Annotated in this window: 25 protein-coding genes; 15 read left to right on the top strand and 10 right to left on the bottom strand. The window is 37.4% G+C overall.

Annotation, left to right across the window (positions count from 1 at the left end):
* The first annotated feature begins 92 nt into the window (after positions 1–92).
* Entirely contained in the window at positions 93–365 is a 273-nt protein-coding gene (locus FRZ67_RS09280; RefSeq protein ID WP_147189285.1) for a hypothetical protein, read from the top strand.
* Between the two features lie 37 nt (positions 366–402).
* Here the strand turns inward: FRZ67_RS09280 and lptC are convergent, their stop codons facing one another.
* From lptC to FRZ67_RS09255, 5 genes are all read right to left on the bottom strand, one after another.
* Positions 403–978 (bottom strand): LPS export ABC transporter periplasmic protein LptC, encoded by a 576-nt coding sequence (gene lptC / locus FRZ67_RS09275; protein WP_147189284.1) that lies wholly within the window; start codon positions 976–978, stop codon positions 403–405.
* Entirely contained in the window at positions 971–2,374 is a 1,404-nt protein-coding gene (locus tag FRZ67_RS09270; RefSeq protein ID WP_147189283.1) for a BamG-related protein, read from the bottom strand. Before FRZ67_RS09270 ends, lptC begins: the two co-directional genes overlap by 8 nt.
* Positions 2,349–3,074 carry a type III pantothenate kinase gene (locus tag FRZ67_RS09265; protein ID WP_147189282.1) on the bottom strand — a complete coding sequence of 242 codons (726 nt, stop codon included), beginning with the start codon at positions 3,072–3,074 and terminating at the stop codon, positions 2,349–2,351. The genes FRZ67_RS09270 and FRZ67_RS09265 overlap by 26 nt, the downstream gene beginning before the upstream one ends.
* 198 nt (positions 3,075–3,272) lie before the next feature.
* Positions 3,273–4,355 (bottom strand): mannose-1-phosphate guanylyltransferase, encoded by a 1,083-nt coding sequence (locus FRZ67_RS09260; RefSeq protein ID WP_147189281.1) that lies wholly within the window; start codon positions 4,353–4,355, stop codon positions 3,273–3,275.
* A 12-nt stretch (positions 4,356–4,367) separates the two neighbouring features.
* Complete coding sequence (locus FRZ67_RS09255) at positions 4,368–5,333, bottom strand: KpsF/GutQ family sugar-phosphate isomerase (protein ID WP_147189280.1); 966 nt, start codon at positions 5,331–5,333, stop codon at positions 4,368–4,370.
* A gap of 224 nt (positions 5,334–5,557) precedes the next feature.
* Here FRZ67_RS09255 and recQ point away from each other — a divergent pair, with 224 nt between their 5' ends.
* The 7 genes from recQ to FRZ67_RS09220 all read left to right on the top strand — a co-directional run bounded on the left by recQ (position 5,558) and on the right by FRZ67_RS09220 (position 14,103).
* Positions 5,558–7,855, top strand: a complete 2,298-nt coding sequence (gene recQ, locus FRZ67_RS09250) for a DNA helicase RecQ (protein ID WP_147189279.1) — start codon at positions 5,558–5,560, stop codon at positions 7,853–7,855.
* A gap of 283 nt (positions 7,856–8,138) precedes the next feature.
* Positions 8,139–9,404, top strand: coding sequence for a hemolysin family protein (locus FRZ67_RS09245; protein ID WP_147189278.1), 1,266 nt, complete (start codon positions 8,139–8,141; stop codon positions 9,402–9,404).
* 112 nt (positions 9,405–9,516) lie between these two features.
* Positions 9,517–10,374, top strand: coding sequence for a twin-arginine translocase subunit TatC (tatC, locus tag FRZ67_RS09240; RefSeq protein WP_147189277.1), 858 nt, complete (start codon positions 9,517–9,519; stop codon positions 10,372–10,374).
* Positions 10,375–10,512: 138 nt separating this feature from the next.
* Positions 10,513–10,968 (top strand): ribose 5-phosphate isomerase B, encoded by a 456-nt coding sequence (gene rpiB / locus FRZ67_RS09235; protein WP_147189276.1) that lies wholly within the window; start codon positions 10,513–10,515, stop codon positions 10,966–10,968.
* A 184-nt stretch (positions 10,969–11,152) separates the two neighbouring features.
* Positions 11,153–12,670, top strand: coding sequence for a M28 family peptidase (locus FRZ67_RS09230; RefSeq protein WP_147189275.1), 1,518 nt, complete (start codon positions 11,153–11,155; stop codon positions 12,668–12,670).
* Between the two features lie 57 nt (positions 12,671–12,727).
* Positions 12,728–13,336, top strand: coding sequence for a zinc ribbon domain-containing protein (locus FRZ67_RS09225; protein WP_147189274.1), 609 nt, complete (start codon positions 12,728–12,730; stop codon positions 13,334–13,336).
* On the top strand, positions 13,336–14,103 hold the full coding sequence (locus tag FRZ67_RS09220; protein ID WP_147189273.1) for a CPBP family glutamic-type intramembrane protease: 768 nt from the start codon (positions 13,336–13,338) through the stop codon (positions 14,101–14,103). The genes FRZ67_RS09225 and FRZ67_RS09220 overlap by 1 nt, the downstream gene beginning before the upstream one ends.
* A gap of 195 nt (positions 14,104–14,298) precedes the next feature.
* Here FRZ67_RS09220 and FRZ67_RS09215 read toward each other — a convergent pair whose 3' ends face one another.
* The 3 genes from FRZ67_RS09215 to FRZ67_RS09205 form a co-directional block, all read right to left on the bottom strand.
* Complete coding sequence (locus tag FRZ67_RS09215) at positions 14,299–15,129, bottom strand: metal ABC transporter permease (RefSeq protein WP_147189272.1); 831 nt, start codon at positions 15,127–15,129, stop codon at positions 14,299–14,301.
* A gap of 33 nt (positions 15,130–15,162) precedes the next feature.
* Positions 15,163–16,068, bottom strand: a complete 906-nt coding sequence (locus FRZ67_RS09210) for a metal ABC transporter substrate-binding protein (RefSeq protein WP_158638343.1) — start codon at positions 16,066–16,068, stop codon at positions 15,163–15,165.
* Between the two features lie 216 nt (positions 16,069–16,284).
* Positions 16,285–17,463, bottom strand: coding sequence for a hypothetical protein (locus FRZ67_RS09205; protein ID WP_147189270.1), 1,179 nt, complete (start codon positions 17,461–17,463; stop codon positions 16,285–16,287).
* Positions 17,464–17,880: 417 nt separating this feature from the next.
* Between FRZ67_RS09205 and FRZ67_RS09200 the strand changes: the two genes are divergently transcribed.
* The 7 genes from FRZ67_RS09200 (at position 17,881) to FRZ67_RS09170 (ending at position 22,647) form a co-directional block, all read left to right on the top strand.
* Entirely contained in the window at positions 17,881–19,299 is a 1,419-nt protein-coding gene (locus FRZ67_RS09200; protein WP_147189269.1) for an MBL fold metallo-hydrolase, read from the top strand.
* Between the two features lie 200 nt (positions 19,300–19,499).
* Positions 19,500–19,739, top strand: coding sequence for a hypothetical protein (locus FRZ67_RS09195; RefSeq protein ID WP_147189268.1), 240 nt, complete (start codon positions 19,500–19,502; stop codon positions 19,737–19,739).
* Positions 19,720–19,929: a hypothetical protein gene (locus FRZ67_RS09190; RefSeq protein WP_147189267.1), complete on the top strand. Its 210-nt coding sequence runs from the start codon at positions 19,720–19,722 to the stop codon at positions 19,927–19,929. Before FRZ67_RS09195 ends, FRZ67_RS09190 begins: the two co-directional genes overlap by 20 nt.
* Position 19,930: 1 nt before the next feature.
* Positions 19,931–20,188, top strand: a complete 258-nt coding sequence (locus FRZ67_RS09185; RefSeq protein ID WP_147189266.1) for a heavy-metal-associated domain-containing protein — start codon at positions 19,931–19,933, stop codon at positions 20,186–20,188.
* Between the two features lie 154 nt (positions 20,189–20,342).
* Positions 20,343–21,539 carry an NAD(P)/FAD-dependent oxidoreductase gene (locus FRZ67_RS09180; protein WP_147189265.1) on the top strand — a complete coding sequence of 399 codons (1,197 nt, stop codon included), beginning with the start codon at positions 20,343–20,345 and terminating at the stop codon, positions 21,537–21,539.
* 155 nt (positions 21,540–21,694) lie between these two features.
* Positions 21,695–22,255, top strand: coding sequence for a hypothetical protein (locus FRZ67_RS09175; RefSeq protein ID WP_147189264.1), 561 nt, complete (start codon positions 21,695–21,697; stop codon positions 22,253–22,255).
* Between the two features lie 113 nt (positions 22,256–22,368).
* Positions 22,369–22,647 (top strand): YtxH domain-containing protein, encoded by a 279-nt coding sequence (locus tag FRZ67_RS09170; RefSeq protein ID WP_147189263.1) that lies wholly within the window; start codon positions 22,369–22,371, stop codon positions 22,645–22,647.
* Positions 22,648–22,884: 237 nt separating this feature from the next.
* Here FRZ67_RS09170 and FRZ67_RS09165 read toward each other — a convergent pair whose 3' ends face one another.
* Together FRZ67_RS09165 and FRZ67_RS09160 are read right to left on the bottom strand one after the other, a co-directional pair.
* Complete coding sequence (locus FRZ67_RS09165; protein WP_225975559.1) at positions 22,885–23,568, bottom strand: HupE/UreJ family protein; 684 nt, start codon at positions 23,566–23,568, stop codon at positions 22,885–22,887.
* A 110-nt stretch (positions 23,569–23,678) separates the two neighbouring features.
* Positions 23,679–25,028 (bottom strand): tetratricopeptide repeat protein, encoded by a 1,350-nt coding sequence (locus FRZ67_RS09160; protein WP_147189262.1) that lies wholly within the window; start codon positions 25,026–25,028, stop codon positions 23,679–23,681.
* Between the last annotated feature and the right edge of the window lie 52 nt (positions 25,029–25,080).

Here is a 25,080-nt window from a genome sequence, read left to right as displayed (position 1 = left end):
AAAAGCAATTAGAAAATAATAAAATTGTGACATATGCGTTTTAAAACCGGGTAACTTTCCCGGAATTGGAGTAAACATTCAAATCTTATGATATGCTGCCGTTGTTTTCTCAAATAACTTTGAGTCTTATACTGGGAACATTTCTTTTAAAGATGGTTTTTATATTTTATTTCAGGTTGCGTAAGAATAACCAGCTTATTGAACATTCATTACTTTTTATTTTTTCAAGGTCTGCTATCAGGAACAGCTTTTACAGGCCTATGGCAAAATACATGCGTATCAGCAACAAGCTTACTTATACCTTATACCTGCTGATAGCTTTATTTGTAGTTCTTAAGTTTTTTGAGATGCAGGTTATATTATGAAGGCTTGTAGTTCGTTTTAAAGTTAGCTTATTGAGCATCATTGTGGCAGTGTACTATCTGGTACATTTCTTATACCTGAACCCTGGAAAAGTGTCCATTCCTTAAAAGATTGATCTGCCTGCATACCATTTTCCCCAATAAATTTTTGATTGTCTTTTTGATTGATCCACACTTTTTTATCGGTATAAAAAATTTCTTTATCGCGGTCCCACCACAGCTCATTTGTAAGTAATGTGTCTCCTTTTATATTAAAGACAATCACACTGTCTTTGAGAAAAACTTTGCCTTGCTGTTCAAAATATTTGCCGTAATTAGCAAAAAGATGGCTTTCTGGTTTAGTGCTGTCATCATAAAATTCTACCTGCAATGTTTTGGGGAATTCTATTATAGCAGTGTCAGCTTCGGTACGCGTCATTAATGGAGATGTAAGTTTTGCTTTTACATGTGCGCCCTGGCTCATATAACTGGTTACATCTTCGGCAATGTCTTTACCTATCTTTTTCTTACTAAGATCATTTACTTCCTGCATACTGTTTTCACAACTGCATACAAAAAAGCAGCACATGATGATGGCTGCTTCGTAATATAGTTTATGAGAAAACAGATTAGTCATATTTGCGTTTGATGAACCAAAGATCAGCTAAAGATAAACCTACAGAGAATTTGAAAAAGTTTTCTGTAACATTATTAACATTGCTTCCTCTCTTTCCAATCTCAAATGCGGTATTTATGAAAGTTGAGTTATTGTCATAACTGGTATATTTCTTTACAAAAAAACCAAAGCCAAACGTTATTGCTCTAACATTGTAATTGTTACCATCGGCATTTATATAATCTTTACCGGTATATAGGCCAAGTCTGTAAGTTGAGCGACTAAAAAAGTGAGTGCTGGTTAGGGCTGGCACAAATTCACCCCCTGCACGAAATGTCCAGCTGTTTATTAGTTTATCAGCTTTGCCATAGTACCTGTAATCTGCCCAGCTTCCGGCGCCAAAATCAGCGCCCAATGACCATTTTGTAGCTACAGCATTTTCACCAATCATATATTTTTTACTTAAAAGAAATCCTGCATTATAGGTAAGCGGAATATCAATATTACCGTTAACCTTTGTAATGCTATGTATGGTATCTATTGGAGTGGTGGCTCCTCCTGAACTATAATCAAAAGTTTCACGAAGTGTGTCAGTTGTAGCTTTTAAACTATGCGCCAGGGTGCCTGACGCACCTAATCTTAGAAAATAAGCTTCACTATAAGCGTTGCCGGCTTTTTTTACCTCATTCAATTTAATATTGTATGAAATACCCGGGGTTACAAAAAGCCCCCAGAAAGTAGTATTCTGCGAAGAATTGGATTTGTAATAATTAACTGTATCGTTTAATAATAATATCCTGGTATTTACATCTTTCCTGCCAAATTCGTATCCGCCATTTACACCAAAACTAAGATTACCAAAGCGTTTGCCTAAACCAATAAATACCTGGTTTAACCCTCCGTTACCTTCATAAAGGGTTTGTCTCGTATAAGCACTTTCTACAACTGAATCCATAACATTGTAATGAATACGTGTAGCGGGTTTAAGACCAAATACAAGGCCGGCGTTTCGTTTCCTGGCATCTGCTTTACTGCTAAGTGGTATACCCATTTGAATATAGGAAGGAAGAAAATTTGTTGATTTATAGGTCTCGCCAAGCGAAACACTGCGTAAAGTTCTGCCATCAATAGAAATACCTATATCATAAGTAATTAATCCTCCATTGGTACCATTGGCATATCTAATAAACTTTAATGAACTGTAAGATGCAGGATTTACAGTATTCAATGCCTGTTCATGACTATAACCTGCAGAAACGCCACCCATACCGCGGGAAGCAATATTCTGTGCGGGGTAAAGATCACCTAAACCATATCTTGAAAATGGAGAATTTTCCTGTGCTGAAAGATGTAGGGAAAGTATCAAACCGAACGCTGCAAAAAAACTTTTCTCAACTATTGCTTTTATTGATCGCATATAAGCCTTTATAGATTAAATGTGGGTCTGCAAATATCTTCTTTTTGAAATGAGGCACAAAAAAGCCCATATCCCCCCCGGTTAAAAGCGCGTTAAAGTTGGCATATCTCATTTCATATTCTTCTATAATGCCTTCTATTTCTTTGCACATGCCTAATATAACGCCGCTAAGCATATTTGTTTTTGTATCATAACCTGTAAGTGGGAAATTCCAGTGTGGTTTTATTAAAGGCAATTTAGCGGTAAGCTGGTTCATTGCTTTGAAACGCATTTCTAAACCAGGAGAAATACTGCCACCAAGAAACTCATGAAATTTATTTACAAAATTGTAAGTGATACACGAGCCTAAACCTATTACAAGATTATGTTTACCAGGATGTATTTCTACTGCTGCCGCAATCAATGCTAGCCTGTCTGCACCAATTGTTTCAGGCTTTCCTACAGGTGTTGTAAATGGTAGCTTACTTGTGTGACCAAGCTTGTGAAAAGTTGTTTCAGAAGCCAGTAATTGTTCTATTTCCGGCGGGTGATTTACAACTGATGAAAGAATAGAGTGAGTTGCTTTTTGTTCGTGCAGAAATTGCTGCATTGTTTCAATGCCTGCATCGTTGAGAATAACAACATCTTTAAGTGTTTCGTTTTCAAATATGGCGCATTTTAAACGTGTATTGCCAAAATCAAAACAAAGCGTTGTTTGCATGTAAGAATATTGCAGTTAGAATATTTTATTTTTTTACAGGCTATAAAACTTATGGCATCGCCTGTTGTGTCACTCACTTGTACGTTTGAAACAGGTATCAGCTGAAACCTGGCTGCTGATTGCTGAAACCTGTTTATCAGCACAAGAGTGCGACGCAACGAAAGCTTTATAGCAGCCATACAGTTGGGTTCAAAAAAATTATAAATACTGATCTCCTATATTACGCCTTACTTCTGCCACATAATCTTTTATCTGTTGTTCTTTGTCTTTTTTGCAGATCAATAATACATCTTTGGTATCAACAACTATAAAATCATCAAGGCCTTGCAGTACCAGCAACTTATGGTTAGTTGCAGAAACCATACATTTTGTAGCATCAATGATCATGACATTTTCGCCGGCAACAGCATTGCCCAGATAATCTTTCTCCAGATTGTCGTAAGCGCTGTTCCAGGTTCCAAGATCGCTCCAGCCAAAAGAAGAAGGAATTACATATACATTATTTGCCCGCTCCATGATGGCATAATCAATAGAGATGTTTGTGCAGAGAGGATAAATGCGTTCAAGTGCAGCCTGCTCTTCAGGCGTATTATAATGAGGCAGTTCTGCGGCAAACAGCTCGTACATTTCAGGCTGGTATTCTTCAAACGCATGCAATACCTGTTTTACTTTCCAGATAAAAATGCCTGCATTCCATAAGAAATCTCCACTGGCAATAAATGCTTTTGCAAGTTCTGTATTAGGTTTTTCAGTAAAGGTCTTTACTTTGAAAATATTGTCTGCTACAGCAAGCGTTTCATGTTGAATGTAACCATAACCGGTGTTGGGGTATGTTGGTTTTATGCCCAGCGTTACAAATGCACGCATGTGTGCGGCGAAACCAAGCGCCTGAATAGCTACCCGTTCAAATTCTGCGTTGTCTAATACAAGATGATCACTAGGCGCTACAATAAGAGAAGCTTCGGGATCGTTTTGCATCAGCTTGAAGGAAATGTAGGCAATACAGGGCGCTGTATTTTTCCGGCTTGGCTCTGCAAGTATATTTTTTATATCTGCTTCCGGCAATTGTTTTTTTACAATATCCACATATTCGGCTACAGTTATAATAAAAATATTTTCCTTTGGAATAAATGCTGCGTAACGGTCAAATGTGGACTGTATAAGTGTTTTGCCAGTATTGAGTATATCAAGAAATTGTTTCGGAAATGGCGTTCTGCTTTTGGGCCAGAATCTGCTTCCAATTCCACCGGCGAGAATAGCAACGTAATTGTGTTCGTTCATTTAAATACTGGTTTATATAATTCCTTCCCTTATTAGATCGTGCAAATGTAGTATTCCGAGATAAATTCCATCTGCATCGGTTACAATAAGCTGGCTTATATCAAATTGCTTTAATAATTCAAGCGCCTCAACTGCAAGTAAACCCGATGCTATTTTCTTAGGATTAATATTGTAAATATCTCTGGCTTTTATATTACTTACATCATTCGTTTCTTCGAGCATTCGTCTAACATCGCCATCGGTAATAACTGCCCTTAATTTATTATCCTTATCCACAACAGCAGTTGCGCCGAGACGCCCTTTGCTTATCTCAATGATAACATCTTTAAGACTCGTTTCCTCATATACAGCAGGTCTTTCATTTTGCTTATAAAGATCATCCACTTTTAGATAAAGCCTTTTGCCAAGATTGCCACCGGGATGATAACGGGCAAAATCCTTACCGCTAAATTCATTTAGCTGCATCAGGCATACTGCTAATGCGTCACCCATAACCATTTGTGCCGTTGTACTGGAAGTGGGTGCAAGATTATTGGGGCAGGCTTCCTGAGCCACCGTTGTATCAAGCAGATGATCAGATTCCCTGGCGAGAAATGATTGCCTGTTACCAATCATTCCAATCAAAGTATTCCCAAAATTTTTTATCAATGGTGTTAGTACTTTTATCTCAGGACTCTCACCACTTTTACTGATAACAATTACCACATCGTCTTTTTGAATCATACCAAGATCTCCATGTATGGCATCACCTGCGTGCATAAACAAGGCAGGGGTACCTGTAGAGTTAAGTGTGGCAACGATCTTTTGCCCCACAATAGCACTTTTTCCAATACCGGTTATAACCACCCTTCCTTTAGAACGGTGAATAAGTTCAACCGTTTTTACAAAGTCATCATCAATGTATGCTTTTAATCCCGCCAAAGACCGGGTTTCCAGTTCAATAGTAAGAAGGGCAGATTGCTTTATATCCTTATTCATCGGCGCAAAGGTAAACTTTAACAACAATGGATTTTTTAGTAATATATTTGCAAGCTAACTTCGTCAGGGTCGATATCATTTTTGAATGATATTTATCTCTGTCATTCTATAATTGTGGTCATCTAAAAGCAAATTATTTTATTGCCTTTTCCGGCCAAAATATAGTACCTTATCAGTTTAATTTAATTACCCCGTGAATGAGGGGTTGGAAATTTATGTGAACAATGGGAACCGTTACTAAAAAGTCAGTTACTAAAAAGGCCGCTGTTTCAAAAACAGCTTCAAAAAAACCAGTATCAAAGAAATCTTCTGCAAGCAACATTGCCCACAACCATAATATACTTGAAGGGCTTCGTATTCATTTTGGCTTTGAACAATTCAAAGGCACCCAGGAAGAATCGATTAACAGTTTACTGGATGGCAATGATACATTCGTAATAATGCCAACAGGCGGCGGTAAAAGCCTTTGTTATCAATTACCGGCAATGATATTGGAAGGTTGTGCCATAATTGTTAGCCCGCTTATTGCTTTAATGAAAAATCAGGTTGATCTGGTACGTGGTTACAGCGAGAATGATAATGTTGCACACTTTTTAAATTCGTCGCTTAATAAAGGCCAGATAAAGGAAGTAAAAGATGATCTTATTGCAGGTAAAACAAAATTGCTTTATGTTGCGCCGGAGACTTTAACCAAGCAGGAAAATCTTGACTTCTTCAGCGATCTTACTATCTCATTTTTTGCAGTTGATGAAGCACATTGTATTTCAGAATGGGGGCACGATTTCAGGCCGGAATACAGAAGATTACGGGAAATGATGGATATCATTAATCCTGATATTGCAGTGGTGGCCCTTACCGCAACGGCTACACCAAAAGTGCAAAGTGATATTGTAAAAAACCTTGGCTTACGCAATCCGAATATTTTTATTTCTTCGTTTAACAGACCCAATCTTTATTACGAAATACTGCCTAAGATCAAAAAAGATCAAACGGTAAAAAGTATTGTTCGCTTCATTTCACAGAATATGGGCAAGAGTGGGATCATCTATACACTCAACAGAAAAACTACAGAAGAACTTGCAGAAGTATTGGTTGCTAATAATATTAAAGCAGTAGCGTATCATGCAGGACTAGACGCTAAGCTAAGGTCCGAAAGGCAGGATCAGTTTTTAAATGAAGATGTACAGGTAATTGTTGCCACTATTGCATTTGGGATGGGGATAGATAAACCTGATATACGTTTTGTGATACATTTCAATATACCTAAATCAATAGAGAATTATTATCAGGAAACCGGTCGTGCTGGCCGCGATGGTCTTGAAGGGAAATGTCTGTTATATTATTCTCATAAAGATGTTTCCAAACTTGAACATTTAATGCGTGATAAACCATTAAGCGAAAGGGAAATTGGGGCACAATTAATCAATGAAACAGTGGCATATGCAGAAAGTTCTGTATGCCGCCGTAAAATATTACTGCATTATTTCGGTGAAGACAGACACGAAGAAAATTGCCGGAACTGTGATAATTGTCTGCATCCAAAAGAGAAGATCGAATCAAAAGATGAAGCAGTAAAAGTGCTGAAGGTTATTAAAGCTTTGGATGAACGCTTTACTGCAGAATATGTGGTAAATGTTATAATAGGAAAATTAACGCCTCAACTGGCAATGTACAGGCACGAGAAGCTTCCGGAGTTTGGAATCGGTAAAGATAAGGATGAACACCTGTGGAACAGTCTTATAAGACAAATGTTACTCGAAAATCTTATCCGTAAAGATATTGAAGAATATGGACTACTGAAGTTTACAGAACTTGGACAAAAATTTTTAAAGAAACCAGCCAGCTTTAAAATTGTACTCAACAATTTATTTGAAGAGGCTAATGCTGATGATGAAGAAGGCGAAGGTGGCAGTAATGCAAGTGCAGCAGCAGATGATAAACTGTTCGAAATGCTGAAAGACCTGCGCCATAAAGAAGCAAAGAAAAAAGGACTCCCTCCATTTGTCATTTTCCTTGAATCTTCTCTGCAGGATATGGCTACCATGTATCCAACCACCTTACAGGAACTGGAAAAATGCCAGGGTGTAAGCAAAGGCAAAGCCATCAAATACGGAAAGCCTTTTGTTGATTTGATTGCAAAATATGTGGAGGAAAATGAAGTGGAGAAGCCAGATGATTTTGTAATGAAAAGCGTCGCTAATAAAAGCAGTAACAAAATATATATTATTCAGAATGTAGATAAAAAGATACCGCTCGAAACCATTGCACGCAATAAAGATCTGCGTTTAGATGCATTGCTCGAAGAAATGGAAACCATCGTTGCAAGCGGCACCAAACTCAATCTTAATTATGCAATTGAAGATATGCTTGATGAAGATGAGCAGGATGAAATAATGGACTATTTCAAAAGCTGTCAAACATCTTCATTGCAGGTAGCACAGGAAGAACTTGCGGACGGCGGTTACGATTGGGAACAGCTAAAGATCATGCGCATCAGATTTATAAGCGAGTATGGAAATTAAAATAAATTACTTCGAAAATAAACCCGTTTGAATTGCAAACGGGTTTTTGTTTTTATAAAATATATTAAAGAATAACAGAGTTTAATTATGAGCCAGGCCGTATTGCATGTGTTAAACTTTCGTTGCGTCGCACACTTCAGCGCTTAGATCAATAATGAGCAGGAAGTACAAGTGTGCGACGCAACTAAAGCTACATATTTTTACAAATGCAGGGCTCTTAAATACCAGTATCCATAACGGTCTCAGATTTTGACAGCATCAGCATTTATATTATTTTCGATGCATGGGAGCGATATATATTCTTCTTATAAGCATATTTGTGTCATTGTTATTTGTGGCTTTTTTTTCTGGCATCGAGATCGCTTTTATAAGTGCCAACCGGCTGGGCATTGAGTTAAAAAAGAAGCAGGGCAGATCTAGCGGTCTTATTATGTCAAGGCTTATGGAACAGCCTTCTAAATTTCTCGGCAGTAATCTTATAGGTTTTAATTTTTTTCTTATCATTTATGGGTTGCTGGTAAGTGAGCTGATCAAAACTTCTTTCTGGATACCTGTTGTACATACAGAAAATCCGTACTTAAAACTGATATTGGACATTGCAGTAGTATGGCTGGTAGTTATCTTTTTTGGAGAGCTTTATCCTAAAGCAATATTTAAAGCAAAGAGCGATTCACTGCTCAGTTTTTTTGCACCCCTAAGCGATTTTTTTCACGATATATTTTCGCCGGTAGTTACTGCCTTTGTAAACTTTTCAGAAAGCATTTTAAAATATCTTTTTAATGTGCGCATAAGAAATACTGACGAGCCATTTTCCATGGTGGATCTTGAACATTTTCTGCAACAAACCAATGAGCAGGGAGATAACAATCAGGAACTAAACAGGGAGTTATTGCAAAATGCCTTATCGCTCCCCGCAGTGCGCATAAGACAATGCCTTGTACCAAGAACTGAAATAGAAGCAGTAGATATACAATCTACCGTAAAAGAAGTGCGTAAGAAACTGGAGGAAACAAAACTCAGCAAGATCATTGTATATGATGGTAATATAGACAATATTGCAGGATATGTGCACCAGCTTGACCTTTTCAAGAAGCCTGAAAATATTCAATCAGTGGTGCATCCTATACCTGTTGTACCGGAAAGTATGAGTGCAACAGATCTTATCAATAAGCTTTCCAGAGAAAGAAAAAGTATTGCATGGGTGATAGACGAATTTGGCGGTACTGCAGGCATTATCACTATGGAAGATGTATTGGAGGAAATATTCGGCGATATAAAAGATGAATATGATATTGAAGAATTTGTGGAGAAGCAAATATCTGAGAACGAGTACATTTTTTCAGGCAGACTGGAACTGGATTACCTTAATGAAAAATACAATCTCGATTTTCCTGAAAGCGAATATGAAACATTATCCGGATATATTATTAATGAACATGAGACGATTCCAAAACCTAAAGAGCGCATCATTATTGACAAATATGAGTTTGATGCACTCAATGTTAGCGATACACGCATAGAAATGGTAAAAATGAAAGTGTTGAGATAATTAACGTTTCATTGCTGAAAAATTTCAACCGGCCATACATTTTAAAATTTTCAAATTAGCACATTAGCAAAGCAGCCTTTACCTTTGCCAACTCAAAATAAGCAATCAACCAATGGCAAGTGGATTTTTTGAACGCAGAAGCAAAGGCAAAGCAGAAATGTCTTTTATAGACCATCTCGAGGAATTACGCTGGCATATTATTCGAAGCGTTATTGCCATATTGATATTAGCCGTCATTATCTTCCTCAATATTCAATGGGTATTCGATAATATAATTGCAGGTCCTGTAAATCCACACTTTGTAAGTTATAAAGCCCTCTGCGATTTCAGTAACTGGCTGCACCTGGGCGATGCGCTTTGCCTTAAACCTATTGATGTGAACATGCAGACTACCACATTTGGCGGTCAGTTCTTTAGCAGTTTCAGCATTGCTTTTGTGGGCGGTTTTATTGGCGCATTCCCTTATATTTTTTGGGAATTCTGGAGATTTGTAAAGCCGGCTTTAAAACCAAGTGAATTAAAAAATACACGCTTTATTATTGCGTTCGTTTCTTTCTTTTTCTTTCTGGGTGCGGCTTTTGGCTATTTTATTCTCGGACCTTTTACTTTTAATTTTCTTACCAACTTCCAGATAAGTGCACAAAATCTTGTACAGGTAAAACCAACTATCAACGATTATCTTGATAATCTTACCAACCTTATTTTAGGATGCGGTATTGCATTCGAATTACCTGTATTAGCATTTGCATTAACCAAGATTGGTCTCATTACTCCGTCCTTTTTAAAACGGTCAAGAAAGTATGCTATCATCGTTATACTTATTGTTGCAGCGGTAATTACGCCAAGCCCAGACTGGATAAGCCAGACAATAGTATTCATACCTCTTTTTGGATTATACGAATTAGGTGTGTTTGTATCAGGCAGAGCATATAAAGCCGATCAAAAGCGTGAGATGGAAGAGTGGAGTTAATACATTTTGATGGCAGGCTGCAGTGCAAATGGCATCGCCTGTTGTGTCACTCACTTGTACGTTCTGATCATTGCTTTACAAAGGTTGTTTATTTTTAAAATCTCTTTTATCCAATAAACATTATTATAAGTTTCTTATATGGAAAACATGTTCGATCTCTCCAGGCCTGTTGCCATCGGTTGCGATCATGCTGGCTTTGAATATAAAGAAGCCATCAAAAAATGGTTAAATGAAAAAAAGCTTGTGGTAAAAGATTTTGGCACCAGCTCCCCGGATTCTGTAGACTTTCCTGATTTTGCGCACCCAACCGCATCATTTGTAGAAAGTGGCGAAGCTGCCTTTGGTATTTTGATATGCGGGTCTGCAAACGGAGTGGCAATGACAGCCAATAAACGCCAACATATACGTGCAGGCATTTGCTGGCAAAATGAAGTAGCAAAACTGATACGCCTTCATAATGATGCAAACATGATTTGCATTCCTGCAAGGTTTGTTGCACTGCCACTTGCAACAGATATGATCGAAACTTTTATGACCACTGCATTTGAAGGTGGCCGTCATGGAAGACGTGTGGAGAAGATGGCTTGTATGTAATGCTGGTAAGAAAGACAGTGAGCCGGTAAAGCAAGAAAGTATTTTGTTTTTAGTTTTATTTTCTTTCGGGCTTTTAGTCTTGCTGAATTTTTGGCTAAAAGCACAAGAGTGCGACGCAACAGGCGGTGCTGCAGGCCCTTTAGCCTGGTTCAAAAAATTTATAGTCAACATTTAAAATAAACACATGAGGAAATTCTTTATTGCTGCTGCTTTGCTCAGCACTACAATAACCTATGCACAAAGCACAAGGAAATTACAAAAAGTAGCCGGAACTATTACTGCAAAAGATTTGAAAGCAAAGCTCTCTGTAATTGCAAGCGCAGAAATGGAAGGCCGCGAAACTGCGACAGCGGGGCAAAGGAAAGCAGCCGCTTACATAGAGAATTATTTTAAACAACTTGGTCTGCAAACTGGCAATGGTGATAGTTATCAAATGCAGTTTCCGGTATTGCAGGATTCTGTGACTTCATCTTCCTTCGCTGTGAATGGAAAAAGTTTTGAGCCGTTTAAAGAATATGCACTTAGTCCATTTTCTATGAATACCGGTAATTGGAATACGGATAGTGTGGTGTTTATTTCTTTTGGTATTGTAGATTCAACAAGAAATGATTTTAAAAGTATTGATGTAAAAGATAAATGGGTAATTGTTGCGGAAGGAAAAGCCGAAGATGCCGATAAACCTGCAGGTGCTGTGCAGTATAGTTTTCGTAACCCTGCATCTGTATATGTTAAAATGGTACAAGCCAAAGCCAATGGTGCAAAGGGTTTGATAGTTGTTACAAAAGATTTTCCGAAGAAAGCAACTCCGGTAAAAAGCAATATGTACCTAAAGAAAAATCAAAGTACAAATATTCCAATGGTATATGTTTCTTATAATGTAGCGTCTACTTTATTGGGCAGATCATTACAATCATTTGCCGATCTGAAAAATATAGCTGCTGCTGGTTTTAATGCTTCAGTTGCTTTGTCTGCCACAACTGTTACCAATAATTTGCAAAGCACAAATGTATTGGGAGTATTGCCTGGTACAGATAAAAAAGATGAGTATGTTTTTGTAACGGGTCATTATGATCATCTTGGAAAAAGAGATTCTGTAATTTATTATGGTGCAGATGATGATGGTTCCGGAACAACGAGTGTATTGGAAATTGCAGAAACATTTGCCAAAGCAAAACAAAAAGGCTATGCACCAAGAAGAACAATTGTCTTCATGACTGTATCAGGTGAAGAAAAAGGTTTATGGGGTTCTGAGTATTACACATCGCATCCTGTTTATCCGTTGAATAAAACCACCGTTGACCTGAATATTGATATGGTGGGCCGTATAGACCCTGATAGAAAATATGGAGACTCTTTGAATTATGTTTATACTATTGGTGAAGATAAACTCAGCAGTGATCTTTTTAAGATCAGTGATAGTATCAATAACAAATTTGCAAAGCTTGAATTAGACAGGAAGTATAATGATCCCAAGGATCCCAATCGTTTTTATTACCGTTCAGACCATTACAATTTTGCAAAAAATGGCGTGCCCGTTATCTTTTATTTTAATGGCACACATGCAGATTACCATCAGCCAACAGATACGGTTGACAAAATCAATTTCGATCTTATGGCCAAACGTGTAAAGCTTGTTTTTTATACAGCATGGGCCATGGCCAGCCGCGATGAAATGCTTAAACGCGATATACCATTAAAGTAAGCAACTGCATAAAACCTTCTCAATATATTTTGAAGGTTTTTCAGTATGTTGCAGTAAATGGAACACAGCCCAATAAATAATATTGATCCTCAAAAAATAGCACAGGCTTATAAACACCTGCCGCAGGTAAAATTTGGCGAAACGCCAAATCAAAACTGCAGCAGGTGTTTATATATTAATGAGACCGGTAATAATTTTTGCACTAATTGTGGCTATCCTCTTCATAAAGGAGATATGCAGTTGCTTTACCAGTTTCGGTTAAAGCAACGCAAAGAAATGCTGAAGAAAAATCTCTTATTTATACAGATAGCCCGTGTGTTTTTATATTCGTTATCAGCACTTCTTATAACTGCATGTATTGGTTTTATGTTTGGCAGATTAAGTAACCGCTTTCTTATCGCAATTATAGCTTTAGCCAGCGCTGTTTTATTTCTGTTACTTGCACGCTGGAGCTTATCAAAGCCTTTCACAGCTTTGCTTACAGCATTTGTTATCATACTTACGTTCACTACCATTGCCGTATTCGGTGAGTTCACGAATACATTTACTTCTGTGCGGGGTGTTTACACCATTGCAGGAAGCTTTGCAATATTATTTTTTTTGTTACGGGGTGTACAGGGCGCTTATAAAGCAGATTTAATTAATGAAGAAATGCAGGTAAATTAATGGAACAGCACGAAGACGATATTTATTATTGCAACGATTGCGATAGTAAGGTAAAAGGCTTTCATCGCTTTTGCCATAACTGTGGGGCATATCTTGGTTCAGATGCTGAACAAATAGATGTTTTCAACAACAGGTATTTAAGATCTGCATTTATTTTTTATACGATCTACCTTTTCGTTTGTCTTGCCGTTAAATTCACCAATTGGTTTACTTCTTATGATACATTGTTTTTTGTAGAGATTTTCCTGGCCTTAGTTACTATTTATTTTGCGTGGATAAACCGCAAGACCATAAAGCCAGTGCTAAAGTTCAATAATTTCGATCCTTTTATACTGATTGTTGTAATTGCCGTAGCAATAGTCTTTTCCACTGTTATAAATATTTCTATTAACCAGATCAATATTTCCGTGTTCCGTATAGATACCAGCCTTTTTGAACCCTACAAAATTTACCAGGCGCCCATACTTGTAATGATCTATTCCATTGCGTTAATGCCTGCGTTATTTGAAGAAATTGCTTTCCGTGGTGTCCTGTACAATTACTTTAACTCTTTTCTTGATGAGCGTATGGTGGTGATGATCACAGGTTTCATATTTGCTGCTATACATCTTAATTTCTTTTCGTTGGTATGGCTTGTTCCTTTTGGTATTCTCATCGGTTCACTACGTAGAAAATACAACACCATCTGGTATGGTATAATATTTCATTTTGTATTTAATCTTACTGCTTGTCTCATTGATCTGCACAGGGCAGGAGAGTTGGGGTAATTTTTTTTGCCTGCCGCAGCATTTCATAGCATCGGTTGTTGTGTCACTCACTTTATCGGCTAGTAATGCTATTAAGCTGGAGCTAGACTCTATTTAGAAAATGTATTTAATATGCTGAATAAAGTTAAGAACGTACAAGTGAGTGACACAACAGGTGATGCCACTATAGATAAAAGCTGGTAAAAAAGGTAATTTTCAATGACTTCTTTTTAGCGCAACACCTTTTATGATATTATATAAAGCAGCAACAATAAAAATCAATCCCAGCACCGTTACAATAGATGAGCCTGCGGGAAAATCGTAATGAAATGAAAAGTTTAGACCGAAGAAACCTGCAAGAATACTGATGATAAATGCAATAATAATAACTGCAATTTTATTTTTTGTAAGCATGATTGCAGATACGGCAGGAATAATAAGAAAAGAAAAAACCGGGATTACGCCATTGATCTTTACTGCAAATACAATTGCTAAACCGATTGAGATATAAAAAAGAAAATTCCAGATATTGAAGATGCCTACCAGGTGGTTCTCGCCATTCTCGAATGATTCTGTTAACGTAAAAAATTTCCTGAAAAAAATTAAATGCATTAGTCCAATAGCGCCGAACACAATACCTATTGATGAGATTTGTTCCCAGCTTACTGATAAAATGTTTCCAAACAATACTTCCTGTATATCCGAATCGCCATGTGCTGTTTTTGAAATAAGTAATACTGTAACAGCCGATGCAAAAGCATATAATATTCCAATGATAGCTTCCTGTTTAAGACGTTTATCGCGGATATTAATAAATGACATAAGCAATGCGCCAACCAGTGTAAAAACAAGCGGAATAGTAGTAAGACCTGTTCCAATATAAGCAGCAAACGCAACACCTAACGACGAGATTTGTCCAAGTGCAAGATCAACAAAAACAATTCCTCTCCCTACAACATGAACACCAAGAAAAGACAGTAAGACTCCTGTAATAACAGCCGCTGTAAAAGCCTGCACCATAAACGGCAATTGAAACATTTCAAACATGATCACGACAATTTAATTTTATAAAAATATCTATTATTTCAGTACGGCAATTAATTGGTTTATGTCGTAATCAAATAGGTCGAAATAACTCTTTATGGCAGGAAATGCACCAGTTGAAGTTGCAATCGTTAATTCTTTTACACCTGTTTGTTTTGAAACAACATCTGATGATGAAGTGGTAAAATAAGGCGATGAGATAATGACCTTGATATTATTTGCTTTTACTTCATTGATCACTTTCACTAACTGTGATGGTGTAGGAGGAATGCCAGGCTTCGGTTCCATAAAATCAACGATCTTTAAACCGAAGCGGGTTTCGAAATAAACCCACTCATTATGATATGCAATGATCTTTGATCCTTTGAAAGGCGCCATCTTAGCCTGCCAGTCTTTCATTTTGGCATCAATATTATTATTGAAAGCCTGAAGGTTGTTTTCGTAAGTTGCCTTATTGGATGGATCAACTCTTTCCAATCCGTTTGCAATATTTCTTGCAATTATTTTTCCATTCAAAGGATCGAGCCAGTAATGTGGGTTACCAAAAATATGAATGTCACCCTCACCTCTGTTTGCAGAAGTAGGAACCTGTACTAAACTTACACCTTCAGAGGCATCCACATATCCTGCAGATCCTTTTTGAATCTTTGTATTTCTTGAGCTGGAAAGCAATTGCGGCGACCAGCCTGTTTCAAGATCTAATCCAACTGTTACAAACAAATCAGCATGCGTTAAACTGATAATATAACTTGGTTTCGGATCTACGAAGTGAGGGTTCTGGTAACCGGTTGCAATAGATGAAACGGAAACTTTATCGCCACCAATTAATTGCGCAATGCTTTGCATATCCGTTGTAGTAGTTACAACTTTAACTGTGCCTGCTTTGGCAATTGAAACAATAAGAAGTAGTAAAGAAGTAAATACAATTGATCTTTTTTTCATCATTATAATTTTATACTTGTTAGAAGCAGCATGAGTTAAATATTTTTTGATACCAGCTAAAGCGTTTCATGTCATCTTCGTTGCGTCGAATTCTCGTACAATAAATTTGTAAACAGCAGAAGCACGAACCAATTTTGAAATTCTACCGAATTGCAAAACACCTCATCAACATTTATTGCAGTATTTGTGATAAAAATTATTCTTTTAATTCAGCAACTAATATTGATGCGCTCCATGTGCACCAATTACAAAAATCCAGCGCAGCCACGCCTGGTAAAAACGCGCCTCAGTATTATCATCTGTTGTTTTTCCTTCAAACTCCAGTTTTGAAAATTCAGTGGCATACCAGCCTGCCGTCAATGAATATGCCTGTTCCTTTAGCGATTTATTGTAAGGTTTTTGCGCATAATCATAGCGCCCGGTTAAAAACCATCTTTTTGCTATCTGGTATTCCAGGAATGAATATAATCCAAATGAACTCATTGAAGTGTTCTCTGTATAATTGGCATGACTATAATAAAATTCACTTTGCCAGGTAAGTGAGCGGTAAGTGTTCATTTGAACAGGCTTCCACTTGTAAGTTAAATCAGCTGCTGCCATATTGGTTATACGCGAAGAATCATTAGGGCCCGAAATGCCTGTAAGCCCTAATTCAAGTGTATTATTATCATCAAGCGTAAAGAAATTTTTAAGATGACCAAGATATATAAAATGATTGCCCTCGCTGCGCATAAAACTTGGTGATTCTGAGGCACCCGCTGTAGTTTGAAATACCAACTCCTGATAAAATGCTTTATTAGGTACCAGCCAACTTAGAGACACCCCTTCATCATTCAATCCGCCTTCTCCAAAATAATTTACATAAGCATTCGGCAGGTCAATAAAAGGAAGTGCATGCGGGTGTGTAGGATTTATTCTGCCCACTGCTTCCCTGAATTTTCCTGCTTTCAATTGTAATTGTGCAGGCAAAGAAAGTGTGGTTAAATATCCTTCTTCTATTTCTACTCCATATTTACCGGTTACAGGATCTCTTGCAAAAGACACAAAAAAATCCGCACGTGCATAAGGATCTACTACTGCTTGTAATGAGACCTCGGTTTCATTAAGATAAAGATCAAAGTTCTTCGGTCCTTTGCTGAAATAGGATGCTCCAAAATCACCAATAACACCAATATCAGGGTTAAATGAAAGACTTGAACGTGGCTGTGCAGCAGTAACAGGTTGATTATTGCTTTGCATTTGCTCTTCAATTTGTTTCAGTAGGGCCGAATCTGCCTGGCTTTTGATCGCAGAACTGTCTCCGGGAATTTGTGCAATTGAAGTCTTTGTTATTAAAAGCCCTAAAAAGAAACAAAATGCAGTGGAAAAAAATGTTGGTTGTCGTTTGTAATTCATATTGAATTTTAAACCTTGATAAAAATGCACAGCAGGATTAACTTTTGTAAGCGATTGCAACTACCAGAAATTTTCAATCAAGTAAAAAAGTGATTGTGTTATCAAAATTTGTTACAATGTTGCAAATATAGAAGCAATAGAATATTCTGCATCTTGTTATGAAAGATTTAACAAAATGTATTTTCATCAAAAAAGACAAAACCACCATATTCAGGAAGGATTGATTTTGTGGAAGCGTATTGGTAAAGTACAAGAGTGCGACGCAACAGTTGTTGATTAATATTTACTAATGCCTGGCTCATAAAATATAAATTACTTTTTAGAGCTATTTTTTATGTAGGTGATACAAGTCACAATTTTTTTTTTAGCATTACCTCAAATTTGTGATCTGAACTACAAAAATTTAAAACTTATTATATGAAAGTTGAACAGATCTATACCGGTTGTCTTGCACAGGGAGCTTACTATATTGAAAGCGAAGGCGAAGCTGTAGTGATTGATCCATTGCGTGAAGTAGAGCCTTATATTCAAAGAGCTGAGCGTAATAACGCAAAGATCAAATACGTGTTTGAAACACATTTTCATGCTGACTTTGTCTCCGGGCATCTTGACCTTGCAAAGAAAACGGGGGCCACTATTGTATATGGCCCAACTGCAAAACCAGGCTTTGAAGCGCATGTAGCAAAAGATGGAGAAATTTTTAAAGTAGGGAAGATCAGTTTTAAAGTGTTGCATACGCCGGGCCATACAATGGAAAGCAGTTGTTATTTATTAACTGATGAAAATGGAAAAGAAACAGGCATATTCACCGGGGATACTTTATTCATTGGTGATGTGGGACGTCCTGATCTTGCACAAAAAGTAATTGCAGAATTAACACAGGAAAAACTTGCTGCATATTTATACGATTCTCTGCAAAATAAAATAATGCCGCTGGCAGATGATATTATTGTTTATCCTGCACACGGTGCAGGCAGTGCCTGTGGTAAGAACATGAGTAAAGAAACAACAGATACACTCGGTCATCAGAAAGCTACCAATTATGCATTGCGTCCGGGCTTAACAAAAGAGCAATTCATGAAAGAATTGCTTACCGGTTTAACACCGCCGCCTGCTTATTTCCCATTGAATGTATTGATGAATATAAAAGGGTATGATAGCATTGATGAAGTAATTAAACGTGGCCAGCATGCACTTTCACCAGAAGCATTTGAAGCTGCAGCCAATGAAACAAATGCAGTGATACTCGATACAAGAGACGCGCAGGTTTTTGCAAAAGGGTTTATTCCTAATGCTATAAACATAGGTATTGATGGAAGTTTTGCACCATGGGTTGGTACGATGATACCAGATGTTAAGCAGGAGATATTATTGGTTACCGAACCGGGCCGTGAAGAAGAAGTGATCACACGTTTGGCAAGGGTTGGTTATGATTATACAATTGGTTATTTAGCGGGCGGTTTTGAATCGTGGAAAAAATCCGGTAAAGAAACAGATCACATAAACTCAATTAATGCAAATGAGCTTGCCGATGTAGCTAAGAAGGAAAGCATCAACATACTTGATGTTCGCAAGAAAAGTGAGTACGACAGCGAGCACATGATAGATGCAGAGAATGCACCACTTGATTATATCAACGATAGCATGTTGCAGGTTGATAAAAGCAAAACGTATTATGTGCATTGTGCCGGTGGTTACCGTTCTATGATCTTTGTCTCTACATTAAGAGCAAGAGGCTACCACAATCTTATTGATGTTGCAGGTGGTTTCAAAGCAATAAAAGAAAGTGGCAAATTTAAACTCACAGAATATGTGTGCCCAACTACTTTGTTATAAGAAAATGTTGAACCAGGCTATAGAATAAGTATTTGACTTTTGTTGCGTCGCACTCTTGTGCGTATGAGTATGTGATTCAGCAAACCGGCTATATAGATGTTAGGTATAGGCTGCCATCTGTTGCTGCCATGTTTGTTGCAGCTGAAGGGTGCGACGCAACGAAAGTTTAACAATTAAATAAAAGCTTACTGTAAAAATATATGCAAACACTATTAAAGGGCTGGAATGTAATGCGGGTGCTGCGTTTGGCAATTGGTATTATGGCTATCATACAGGCATATCAGCAAGGTTCATGGGCGCTGGCTATCGCTGGCTTTTTTGTTGTGATACTTGCAATTGCTAACTTGGGTTGTTGCGGTGCAGCCGGCTGTAATGTAAAGAGTAGCCGCCGTGAAGATAATAGCAAAAATGAAATAGTATATGAAGAGTTGGGCAAATAGAAACAGGTTGTATTTAGCAGGTGCATTAGTTGGTGCTCTTGCAGGTTTTTTATATTGGAAATTTGTGGGTTGCGCATCCGGTACCTGCCTGATAAGCAATAAGCCACTGAACAGTACTGTTTATTTTGCGGTTATGGGATCATTATTTTTCGGAATGTTTAAAAAAGAAAAGCAACAAAAACAATCATAATATGCTAAGCACAGAAACTTTTCTTGTAGAGAATATTAAATGCGATGGCTGCATAGTGACCATTACAAACAGCCTTATGCATTTGCGTGAAGTGCAGTCTGTAAATGTATATAAAGATCAACAAAAGGTTTGCGTTACGGGTATAGCTATGGACAGGGATATCATTAAAAGCAGACTTGCATTACTTGGCTATCCTGAAAAAGCATCGAACAATCTCCTTAAAAAAGCTAAATCATTATTGCATTGCGTAATAAGTTAAATAAATGGTTCTTGTTTTTGAATACGCAGCCTCTTTAAAAAGAGGCTGTTTTATTTTATCCAACAAAATATTTTAAGAAAAAATATGCAACGTGATAAATGTCACCACTATTCTTTTTTTATCGGTATAGCTTAGCAATATAAAAACGAATTGTATGCCACTACATCATCAGATCGTAATTGTGGGAGGGGGGAACGCAGGCATTTCAACCGCAGCACAATTATTAGTCAAAGACAAAACACTTGATATTGCTGTTATAGAACCAAGTGATAAACATTATTATCAGCCTGCATGGACATTGGCCGGCGCTGGTGTTTTTGATATAGCGAAGACAGAGCGTGACGAATCTACAGTAATACCCGAGGGTGTTTCATGGATAAAACATAAAGTAACCAGTTTTCATCCTGAAATGAACGAAGTACTGCTGGAAAATAATGATCGTGTACAATATGATTACATGATAGTAGCACCTGGCATACAATTAAACTGGGATGCCATTAAAGGTTTGAAAGAAACATTAGGTAAGAATGGTGTGTGCTCGAATTATAGTTTTAAAACGGCGACGTATACGTATGAGTGTATTAAAAACTTAAAAGGTGGTAAAGCTATTTTTACCAATCCTAACACGCCTGTAAAATGTGGCGGGGCACCACATAAGATCATGTACCTGGCTGCAGATTATTTCAGGAAACATGGACTACTTGATAAAATTGATATTCAATACTGGAGTGGCGGCACAAGATTATTTGCTGTAGAAAAATATGAAAAGACGTTAAAGAAAGTAGTTGAACGTGGACAAATTAAATTAAACTTTTTTGTAAGGCTCGACGAAATTGATGGTACTAATAAGAAAGCAAAATTTATGGGCTTCGGAGAAGCTAACAAGGACAAGGAATATTGGGTTGATTTTGATATGATACATATAACACCGCCTCAGTCAGCGCCTGATTTTATTAAGAATAGTCCGCTGGCAAATGCTGCGGGCTGGGTTGATGTGGATAAAAATACATTGCAGCACATGCGGTACGAAAATATTTTTTCATTGGGTGACGCATCGTCTTTGCCTACATCCAAAACAGGTGCCGCCATCAGGAAACAAGCGCCGGTTGTGGTAAGTAATTTGTTGTCTTTGATTAACAATAAACCAATGACCGCAACTTACGCTGGTTATACATCCTGCCCATTGGTTACCGGTTATGGTAAACTGGTTTTAGCAGAGTTTGATTACAACAACGTGCCGCAGGAAACATTTCCTTTTGATCAAAGCAAAGAAAGATGGAGCATGTATAAATTGAAAAAAAATGTATTACCATGGTTATACTGGAATAAAATTCTCACAGGGAAAATGTAAGTTTTAGGCGTAGTTTGTTTTAGTTTGGAAAAAAGCAGCCTGGTGCTGCTTTTTGATTTCTTAAGAAGCTTTTTGTAATTGGCAAACTGCTTTATTGGCACAATTTTTTTATTGATAATACTGAATCACTATTCGCTCATCACTAAAAAAATTATATGTCACACAATCTTATCGATGCAATTAAAAAAAATCTTGGAGACATTGAACTAAAAAAAATTGACCCCAATACACAGCAACCTATTGCTGATGGTAAGGACGAAGATAAACTTAACCAGGCTGCAATACCGGCCGTACTAATAGTATTATACAAGTTTACACGCACAGATGAAGGAGCACAACAGGTAATGATTGCCAGCCTTACCAATGACTGGCTTAATGCAATGCTTGGCGACGACACTGCTGATGCTATAATAAAAGTTTCAAAATACAGCGATGTATCTGAAGTAAATGCAGCAGAACGAATGGAACTGATAGCAAAACAGGCAGTAGGATTAATAAGGGCGGCAAACCCTTTGTCAGTAAAGGATGTAAAGAATATTGTTGCGGCTGAGCGCAGTAACATATTACTATATCTGCCACCTTCATTGCATATGGGAGATTTGCTGCACGATGATACGCTTGATGATAATATAACAAAAATGGAAGGGCCTGTTTCAAGCATTGTAAATGCTATTGGTAATGTCTTTGCCGGAAGTGAAAAGGGAAAAGATGATTAGTTGTGGGGAAAATGATGCCCATAAGATACAGCGATGATTGTATATGGGACATTGAAAAAACTGGCAACATTTTAGTAATTAAAATAAATACAATAACAATCAATATTCATTTTATGAGCACACAAAAAATTATTACAGGCGTTTTATTAGGTGCGGCAGCTGGCGCTATCCTGGGCGTGTTATTTGCACCAGATAAAGGTTCAAAAACAAGAAAGAAAATAGCAGATAAAAGCGCTGATCTTTCAGAAAGTTTAAAAGCAAAAGCCAATGATCTTTCAGAAGAGATGAGCGAAAAATTTAAATCTGCTAAAGAGGAAATGTCAGAGTTTATTGCAAAAGGAAAAGAAAAGATACAGGGTTTTAAAAGCCAGGCTGGTTCAGGCCTTTCATAGACTATATGTAAGAATTATTGAAAGACACTGACCGGCAGGATAAATGAATCAATTGAAAATATGGAAGACCGAAGAGATGAGTATGTAGTGTAGTTTTGGTATGAAAACCCGGTGCATCGAAAGATGGCCGGGTTTCTTTTATGTACCCGGCTTTCTTACTACTATTCTTTTTCGTTGCGTCGCACACTTTTACTTTCTGTTCACAATGCTGCAAATTAGCAAAGCCCATTTATTTTATTATACACCTATTATGCGTTCAACTGTCCAATAACCTGCAACCAACGCGATCATAATGGATAAAGGATATACAAACTGCTTTTTAAAATTCAACCTTTTTCCAAAAGGTATTATTAGTAATCCAAAAACCAGTAAAATCACTGCTATCTGTCCAAGTTCTACACCAATATTAAATGCGATAATGGACGTATAGAAATTATTTCGCGGCAAACCAACTTCACCTAATGCACTGGCAAACCCTAATCCATGTACCAGGCCAAAGAAAAATACAATTACTACCCGCCAGGGTTTTAACTCATTGAGTAAAATATTTTCTACAGCTACGAAAGCAATAGATAATGCAATAATGGGTTCTACTACCTGGCCCGGTGCTACAATTATATTTTTCATACTTAATGCAATCGTAATAGTATGCGCAACAGTAAAAGCAGAAGCCTGCCATAAAATTGTTTTGATCTTATTGCTCAGTAAACATAAACTTACCACAAACAAAATATGATCGATTCCATTTGGAATAATATGCGTGATACCCATTTTGGTATAAAACCAGAATACTTCATTTGCCGGTGCACGTTCCATTGCTACATTGATAGGGTGCGCCAGCAATGGCATGGCTGCGCAAATGCACAAAAGAAAACATACGATGATTTTTTTTGTGTAGTTATAATGTTGCTGATGTTTCATGACAATGATTGCTTAAAGCTGCCTATTGCACAAACAGTACAAGAGTGCGACGCAAGAAAAGGTTAAACAGAGAATCGGCAGCCGTGTCCAAAAATTTTCTTGCCAGTTTCTTACAATGTTTGTAACGCAGAAGCTCCCTGCATTTTAAGATCGCTGGTGATATTTGCATTCATATTAAGCGCCTGCTGTAGTGTTGCTTTTGCAATTGTTTTATTGCCTGCTTTTGCATAGATCAATCCTGCATGACAAAGCAATGTTGGGTTTTTACAGTTTGTTCTCAATGCCGTTTTTATATAAGGTAATGCCTTTTCGTAATCTCCCATATTGTAGTAAACCCATGCCACACATTCATTCACATCAATATTATCTGGTCTGCGATCATACTCTAGCAATGCATGTTTTAATGCATTGTCATTATCATTTATTTTAAGATATGCATAAGCAAGTTCCTTATCTACATAGTGACCAATTGTTTGATCATTTACCGCACTCTGTGCTTCGCCATTCATTGTCTTGATAATTTCTTTTTCTAATGCATCGGCCTTTGCTGTTTGTCCCATCTCCCGGTATACATCAGCCAGGCCTTCCTTTATAGAAAAATCTGTAACAGTTGTATCGGCTTGTTCATAATAACTGATTGCTTTAGTAAAATCTTTTTTTGCTGCGGCAATCCTTGCCAAACCTGCAAGTGCATATGGATAGCCTGGTCTTGCTTCATTAGATAATGTGTAATACATTTCAGCATTCCTGAGATCTCCGGTGTTTTCATACAAATGACCCAATTGTATTCTTGTCCACTCAGTAGCTTCATCACCGGGAGCGCCAGCTTGTACTGCCATTTTCATTGCTTCAATAGCACCGGGATAATCACCATAAATTTCTCTCAAATAAGATGCACGGGAATAGGAGCGAAGGTCCGGCCGTATAGATAGCATTTTGTCTGCATCTGCAACTGCAGAATCATAATTGCCCATTTCAACATTGCCATCTATTGCAATGCCATATACATAAGCATTGTAAGGATTAATTGATTTTGCTTTTTCAGCTAATGCAAGACCATCTGAAAAATGGTGTTGTGAAAGATATAAGAGCGATTTTAAGATGAGTGCTTCAAAGTTTGCTGTATCTATTGCCAGCGTATTATTCACATAGGTTAGTGCTGCTTTATCATAGTAAGTATAGTTGCCGGTGATCCGGGCTTCACGTATATAAAGCGTAGCAAGTTGTATAAGGGATTTGGTATCGTTTGGATTTGTTTGAATGGACTTTAATAACTGGTATCCCTGTTCTTTTACTTTAATCCACTCAGGAGAGTTTGCTGCAGCTCCTTTGCGGGGAAGAAGTGCATATGTTTTGTTTGCATTATCATTTGGTTTGCTGCTGGTATACTTATAAACAATAGTGCCAACTGACATAACAAAAGCAATAACAAGCAGGGTATAAATAGTATTCTTTTTCATAACAAAATTTTCAGGACGAACCTGCAGGTAACAGAACCCGCAGTTTTATATT

This window comes from Panacibacter ginsenosidivorans, assembly GCF_007971225.1.
GTDB lineage: Bacteria > Bacteroidota > Bacteroidia > Chitinophagales > Chitinophagaceae > Panacibacter > Panacibacter ginsenosidivorans.
Note: the sequence above shows the minus strand (reverse complement) of the source record. Positions and strands in the feature narration are given on the sequence as shown.

What these genes read in the sequence shown, in the direction of transcription:
- rpiB (WP_147189276.1), top strand. Translation starts at nt 10,513, where the DNA reads ATGGAAAACATGTTCGATCTCTCCAGGCCTGTTGCCATCGGTTGCGAT.
- lptC (WP_147189284.1), bottom strand. Translation starts at nt 978, where the DNA reads ATGACTAATCTGTTTTCTCATAAACTATATTACGAAGCAGCCATCATC.
- recQ (WP_147189279.1), top strand. Translation starts at nt 5,558, where the DNA reads ATGGGAACCGTTACTAAAAAGTCAGTTACTAAAAAGGCCGCTGTTTCA.
- FRZ67_RS09180 (WP_147189265.1), top strand. Translation starts at nt 20,343, where the DNA reads ATGCCACTACATCATCAGATCGTAATTGTGGGAGGGGGGAACGCAGGC.
- FRZ67_RS09265 (WP_147189282.1), bottom strand. Translation starts at nt 3,074, where the DNA reads ATGCAAACAACGCTTTGTTTTGATTTTGGCAATACACGTTTAAAATGC.
- FRZ67_RS09170 (WP_147189263.1), top strand. Translation starts at nt 22,369, where the DNA reads ATGAGCACACAAAAAATTATTACAGGCGTTTTATTAGGTGCGGCAGCT.
- FRZ67_RS09205 (WP_147189270.1), bottom strand. Translation starts at nt 17,463, where the DNA reads ATGAATTACAAACGACAACCAACATTTTTTTCCACTGCATTTTGTTTC.
- FRZ67_RS09185 (WP_147189266.1), top strand. Translation starts at nt 19,931, where the DNA reads ATGCTAAGCACAGAAACTTTTCTTGTAGAGAATATTAAATGCGATGGC.
- FRZ67_RS09190 (WP_147189267.1), top strand. Translation starts at nt 19,720, where the DNA reads ATGAAGAGTTGGGCAAATAGAAACAGGTTGTATTTAGCAGGTGCATTA.
- tatC (WP_147189277.1), top strand. Translation starts at nt 9,517, where the DNA reads ATGGCAAGTGGATTTTTTGAACGCAGAAGCAAAGGCAAAGCAGAAATG.
- FRZ67_RS09225 (WP_147189274.1), top strand. Translation starts at nt 12,728, where the DNA reads ATGGAACACAGCCCAATAAATAATATTGATCCTCAAAAAATAGCACAG.
- FRZ67_RS09210 (WP_158638343.1), bottom strand. Translation starts at nt 16,068, where the DNA reads ATGAAAAAAAGATCAATTGTATTTACTTCTTTACTACTTCTTATTGTT.
- FRZ67_RS09270 (WP_147189283.1), bottom strand. Translation starts at nt 2,374, where the DNA reads ATGCGATCAATAAAAGCAATAGTTGAGAAAAGTTTTTTTGCAGCGTTC.
- FRZ67_RS09230 (WP_147189275.1), top strand. Translation starts at nt 11,153, where the DNA reads ATGAGGAAATTCTTTATTGCTGCTGCTTTGCTCAGCACTACAATAACC.
- FRZ67_RS09175 (WP_147189264.1), top strand. Translation starts at nt 21,695, where the DNA reads ATGTCACACAATCTTATCGATGCAATTAAAAAAAATCTTGGAGACATT.
- FRZ67_RS09245 (WP_147189278.1), top strand. Translation starts at nt 8,139, where the DNA reads ATGGGAGCGATATATATTCTTCTTATAAGCATATTTGTGTCATTGTTA.
- FRZ67_RS09200 (WP_147189269.1), top strand. Translation starts at nt 17,881, where the DNA reads ATGAAAGTTGAACAGATCTATACCGGTTGTCTTGCACAGGGAGCTTAC.
- FRZ67_RS09160 (WP_147189262.1), bottom strand. Translation starts at nt 25,028, where the DNA reads ATGAAAAAGAATACTATTTATACCCTGCTTGTTATTGCTTTTGTTATG.
- FRZ67_RS09220 (WP_147189273.1), top strand. Translation starts at nt 13,336, where the DNA reads ATGGAACAGCACGAAGACGATATTTATTATTGCAACGATTGCGATAGT.
- FRZ67_RS09255 (WP_147189280.1), bottom strand. Translation starts at nt 5,333, where the DNA reads ATGAATAAGGATATAAAGCAATCTGCCCTTCTTACTATTGAACTGGAA.
- FRZ67_RS09215 (WP_147189272.1), bottom strand. Translation starts at nt 15,129, where the DNA reads ATGTTTGAAATGTTTCAATTGCCGTTTATGGTGCAGGCTTTTACAGCG.
- FRZ67_RS09260 (WP_147189281.1), bottom strand. Translation starts at nt 4,355, where the DNA reads ATGAACGAACACAATTACGTTGCTATTCTCGCCGGTGGAATTGGAAGC.
- FRZ67_RS09280 (WP_147189285.1), top strand. Translation starts at nt 93, where the DNA reads ATGCTGCCGTTGTTTTCTCAAATAACTTTGAGTCTTATACTGGGAACA.
- FRZ67_RS09195 (WP_147189268.1), top strand. Translation starts at nt 19,500, where the DNA reads ATGCAAACACTATTAAAGGGCTGGAATGTAATGCGGGTGCTGCGTTTG.
- FRZ67_RS09165 (WP_225975559.1), bottom strand. Translation starts at nt 23,568, where the DNA reads ATGAAACATCAGCAACATTATAACTACACAAAAAAAATCATCGTATGT.